Genomic DNA, 4661 nt, shown 5'->3' with positions numbered 1-4661 from the left:
GACCCGGGCCGCGGCAGCCCCACCCGGTCCAGCCGCACCCCGGGCCGTTCGCACCGCCTTCCCACCCGCTGCCGCCTGGAGCCCGCCCGCCGTTCCCGGCGCCGCGCCCGCCGCTGCCCTACCCGCCGCCGAGATTGCCGGCACCGAACCCGTGGGTGCCGCGCCCCGCGAACCACACCGGCCCCGTCCTCCCGCCGCGCTACCCAGCACCCATTCCGGGCAGCCTGGCCGGGCGGCCGCCGCTGGGCAACGTGGCCAGGGCGGCACTTCGCGGCGAACCTCGCTGGTACGCCGCGGTGGCATTCGCCTGCTGCCTGTTCCCCGTCAATGTCGCCGCCGTCGTCTATGCCGCTATCGGGCTCAACGACCTCCAGCTCGCCGACCAGCACGACCCGACGGTCCGCCGTGCTCGGGGCGCCCTACATGCCTTCGTCGCGCTCTACGTCATCGCGACCCTTGTCGCGATGGTTGCGATCCTGTCCCTCTGACCACCCCACCCGTTCCCGCGAGAGGACTCCGCGTGGCCTACGAAAGTTCCGAGCTTTACACCATCTTCCCGGTCTTCATGGTCCTGGACGTGAGCGCATCGATGGCGGGAGGGCCGCTGGAGGCGCTCAACGACGCCCTGCCGGCAGTGCGCAAGGAGATGCAGTCCAACCCCACGGTCGGCGAGATCGCCCGGGTCGGCATCATCACGTTTTCCGACGTGGGGCGCACCGTGGTGCCGCTGTGCGACCTTGCCGACGCCGACCTTCCCGAGCTCATGGTGGAAGGGGGAACGAATTTCGCCGCCGCGTTCCAGGAGACGCGGAGGGCGATCGAGGCGGGACTGCGTTCGTTGCCGAAGGGAACGCCGATCTACCGGCCGGTAGTGTTCTTCATGAGCGACGGTGAGCACCAGGCGCCGGGCGACTGGACGGCGGCGCTGGACGGGCTGCGCGACCGATCCTGGCGTTTTGCCCCCGAGGTGGTCTCGTTCGGCTTCGGCGACCAGGTCAACATCGACAGTATTCGGCGCATCGCGACCCGTTTTTCCTTTCTCGCCCGGGAGGCCGACCCTGCCAGTCAGGTGCGAGAGATCATGAACGCGCTGATCGGCAGCATCCGCACGACGTCGACAAGCTTCCGCGATCCCGGCCAGGCCGACGGCCTGCACCTTGAAGCGCCAACCGAGTTCTTCACCCCGCTACCACCGATGACGCTGTGATGTCACGCCTGCGCGAGACTCTCGGGCGGGAGCCCCGCCCGGACCGCCAGCCCTCATCCGGCCCGCCGCCCGGGCCCGACCTGCCGCCCGAGTCCGACCCGACCCGGCCGTCACCCGATCCGACCCACCGCCAGCAGCTGCCGCCCAGGGGTCGTGAGGAGCCGGACCGCGCGAACGTCCCGGTGGGGGATGCGGACGTCAGCGTCCCTACAGATCCACAGCCGCCCGCCGCGCCCGCTGCCGCCGACCCACCGCGACCGGGCCTGCCCGGCCACTGGGATCTACGCAGCCCGGCGACCTCCGCGCCCACCATCGGCCGGGTGCTGGCGCCGCCCCCGCCCCGACTGCAACCCGCCACGGACCATCGTCGGCCGATGCTCACCCTGGACAGCGTCTTCCTCGGTACCTTCCACGTGGCCGCCGGATCGATGGCGGGCACCGCCCACCTACATGCCGGAACCCCATGCCAGGACGCCTACGACTTCGGCCTGCGGCCCGACGGCCCGCTGGTGGTCGCCGTCGCGGACGGCCTGGGCTCGCGGGCGTGCTCGCAGGTCGGCGCACGGGCCTTCTGCGAGGCAGCGGTCCGGCTGGGCATGGCGCCTGACGGCCCGGGCGCCGCCGAACTACTGACACATGCCGCCGAACTCGCGGCGCGAGAGGCCGACCGACTCGGACTGGCGCGGCGGGAGGTGTCGTTCGTGGGTGCGGTCGCGACCTTCGGCCCGGACGAATACGTGATCGCCCGCGTCGGTGACGTGTCGGCCTTCGCGCTGGTGGACGGCGAGTTCCAGGAACTGCTGGCGAACGACGCCGACGGACAGGTGAACGTCGTCACGGCGGCACTGCCCGAGTCGCCCGCCGCGCCACCCGAGGTGTCCCGCACCGCCGTGTTGACCCCGGTGGTGCTGTGCACCGACGGCCTCGCGACGGACCTGCGCACCTCACCCGGGGTGCGGTCCTGGTTGGCCGAGTCCTGGGAACGCCCGGCAGATGTGCACGGAATGGCGCAGGCACTGCGGTACCGCCGCCGCGGCTCCCACGACGATCGCACGGCACTGCTGATCACACCCATGGATCGGCCCGCCGAGGCATGGGCTGCCCCTGGGCCGCCCGCTTCGTCGTGATCATTGGTCACCGTGCTGAGCGAGGTCGGCGATCAGCTCCCTTTCGCTAGAGTCAACTACAGCCTTTCATTGGAGTAGTCTCCAGCGAGTGAGTGATCCGGCCAAGGACGCGCCGAGTCGCGCAGCCGTCAGGCAGAAACCGAGCCGGGCTGAGAAGACCAGGCAGACCCGGCGGCGGATCGTCGCCGCGGCCGCGGCGCTGTTCCTCGACCAGGGCTACGGCCAGACCACGCTCGACCAGGTCGCGGCGCGCGCGAAGGTCGCCGTGCAGACCGTCTACTTCCACTTCGGGAACAAGGCGACGCTGCTCAAGGAAGCTCTCGACGTGGCCGCCGTCGGCGACGACGAGCCGGTCGCGGTCCTCGACCGGCCGTGGATCGAGGCGCTGGCCGCCGAGCCCGATCCCGTCCGGGTGATCGAGCTCTGGACGGACGGCGGCCGCGAGATCATGGAGCGGGTGGGGCCGCTGCTCGGCGTCGTGCGCGGCACGGCCGGCTCCGATCCCGACCTCGCGGCCCAGTGGGATGTCAACGAGGGCGAGCGCCGCGTCGCGTTCCGCGTGCTGGCCGACCTGCTCGCCGAGCGCGCGGCACTGCGCCCGGAACTCACCATCGCCGATGCCGCCGATCTCGCATTTCTGATCACCAGCGCCGAGAACTACCTCGTTGCCACCGGCACCCTCGGCTGGTCACCGCAGCGGTGGCGGCACACCACGGTCACGCTCCTGGTCGCAGCCCTGCTGGAGCCGACGGCCTAAACAGACTCCCGTGGATCGTTGAGTCGGTCACCTGGTGGTGGCCGCCCAGGCCGGGGCGGCCCGGCGCGCGGCGAAGGTCAGCGGGGCGAGGACGGCACGAACGGCGGGCGGACGACGGTCATCGGGCTCGGCCGGCCGCGGACGTCGACGTGGACGGTGTCACCCTCGGCGACGCCCCGGGCGAGCAGGGCCAGGCCGATGCCCTCGCGCAGGGTCGGGGAGAACGTGCCGCTGGTGACCTCGCCGATCGGCTCGTCGGCGGCCGAGGTGACGGCCATGTGCGGGCGGGGGATCGCCCGGCCGGTCGCGCGCAGGCCCCACAGCAGGCGGGCGGCGCCGGCCTCCCGCTCGGCGAGCAGGGCGTCGCGTCCCCAGAAACGCTCCTTGGCCCAGCCGACCGCCCACCCGGACCGCGCCTGCACCGGGGAGATCGACAGCGACAGGTCCTGGCCGTGCAGCGGGTAGCCCATCTCGGTGCGCAGCGTGTCGCGGGCGCCCAGGCCCGCCGGGGACACCCCGAGCGGCTCACCGGCCGCGAGCAGCGCGTCCCACAGCGCGGGCGTGTCGTCCCAGGCCGGCAGCAGCTCGTAGCCGCGTTCGCCGGTGTAACCGGACCGGCAGACGATCACCGGGCGGCCGTTCCAGGCGGCCTCGGCGTAACTCATGTACGCACCGTCCGTGGGCAGGCCGAGCGCCGCGACGAGCTCGGGTGCGGCGGGGCCCTGCACGGCGAGCACGCCGTACGCGGTGTGCCGGTCGGTGACGGTGATCTCCGGCGGTGCCGCGGCGGCGAGGCGGGCGACGACCTCGGCGTTGTTCGCCGCGTTCGGGACGAGCAGCACCCGGTCGGCCGAGAACAGATAAGCGATCAGATCGTCGACGACCCCGCCGTTGTCGTCGCAGCACAGGGTGTATTGGGCCTGCCCGGGAGCGATCCGGCCAAGGTCGTTCGTCAGGCAGGCGTTGACGAAGTCGGCGGCGCCGGGGCCGGCCACCTCCGCCTTGCCGAGATGGCTGACGTCAAAGATCCCCACCGCACCGCGGACCGCCTGGTGCTCGGCCAGCACGCCGCGCCCGGCGTACTCGATCGGCATCTCCCAGCCGCCGAAACCGGCCAGCTTCGCACCGAGATCGACATGCCGGTCGTACAGCGGAGATCGACGCAGGTCTGCCATGGCGGACAGCCTAGTGGCGCCGGGCCGGTCGCACCGGGGTGCGCGTGGAGCCGGGCCCGTGACCCGGCGCGGACACCCCGCCGCACTCGTTCAATACGCTCACCTCATGACCGCCATCGCGCCCAGTTCCGCAGCCCTGACCGATCTCCCGGTGGACGCGGTGGTGATCGGCACCGCCGTCGGTGCCGACGGCCTCGTCGTCACCGACGGCGCCGCCGACCTCGACGCGGCGCTGGGCGGCCGGCTCGTGGAGGTCCTGCGCTCCCTGGGCGCGACCGGGCGCGCCGGCGAGGTCATCCGCTTCGCGACGCTCGGCGCGCTGCCCGCCGCGACCGTCGTCGCCGCCGGCCTGGGGCCGCTCACCCCCGCCCCCGCCCCCGCCGCGGCGGCGGCTC

At 72.9% G+C, this 4661-nt stretch carries 5 protein-coding genes and 1 pseudogene; 5 read left to right on the top strand and 1 reads right to left on the bottom strand.

What is annotated here, in order from left to right; translation table 11 throughout:
- The 4 genes and pseudogenes from MXD58_RS20380 to MXD58_RS20365 all read left to right on the top strand — a co-directional run.
- Positions 1-488, top strand: a pseudogene (locus tag MXD58_RS20380) (hypothetical protein); the annotation flags it as partial.
- A gap of 32 nt (positions 489-520) precedes the next feature.
- A complete protein-coding gene (locus MXD58_RS20375; RefSeq protein WP_248837195.1) occupies positions 521-1207 on the top strand; it encodes a vWA domain-containing protein in 687 nt (228 codons plus the stop codon).
- Positions 1207-2334, top strand: a complete 1128-nt coding sequence (locus tag MXD58_RS20370; RefSeq protein WP_248837194.1) for a PP2C family serine/threonine-protein phosphatase — start codon at positions 1207-1209, stop codon at positions 2332-2334. Before MXD58_RS20375 ends, MXD58_RS20370 begins: the two co-directional genes overlap by 1 nt.
- Before the next feature lie 88 nt (positions 2335-2422).
- Positions 2423-3091 carry a TetR/AcrR family transcriptional regulator gene (locus MXD58_RS20365; protein ID WP_248837193.1) on the top strand — a complete coding sequence of 223 codons (669 nt, stop codon included), beginning with the start codon at positions 2423-2425 and terminating at the stop codon, positions 3089-3091.
- A gap of 77 nt (positions 3092-3168) precedes the next feature.
- Here the strand turns inward: MXD58_RS20365 and gcvT are convergent, their stop codons facing one another.
- On the bottom strand, positions 3169-4266 hold the full coding sequence (gene gcvT, locus MXD58_RS20360; RefSeq protein ID WP_248837192.1) for a glycine cleavage system aminomethyltransferase GcvT: 1098 nt from the start codon (positions 4264-4266) through the stop codon (positions 3169-3171).
- Positions 4267-4372: 106 nt separating this feature from the next.
- Here gcvT and MXD58_RS20355 point away from each other — a divergent pair.
- On the top strand, positions 4373-4661 hold a 289-nt coding region (locus MXD58_RS20355), incomplete at its 3' end, for a M17 family peptidase N-terminal domain-containing protein (RefSeq protein WP_284678628.1).

It is taken from the genome of Frankia sp. AgKG'84/4 (assembly GCF_023242965.2).
Taxonomy (GTDB): domain Bacteria; phylum Actinomycetota; class Actinomycetes; order Frankiales; family Frankiaceae; genus Frankia.
Note: the sequence above shows the minus strand (reverse complement) of the source record. Positions and strands in the feature narration are given on the sequence as shown.

What these genes read in the sequence shown, in the direction of transcription:
- gcvT (WP_248837192.1), bottom strand. Translation starts at nt 4,266, where the DNA reads ATGGCAGACCTGCGTCGATCTCCGCTGTACGACCGGCATGTCGATCTC.
- MXD58_RS20370 (WP_248837194.1), top strand. Translation starts at nt 1,207, where the DNA reads ATGTCACGCCTGCGCGAGACTCTCGGGCGGGAGCCCCGCCCGGACCGC.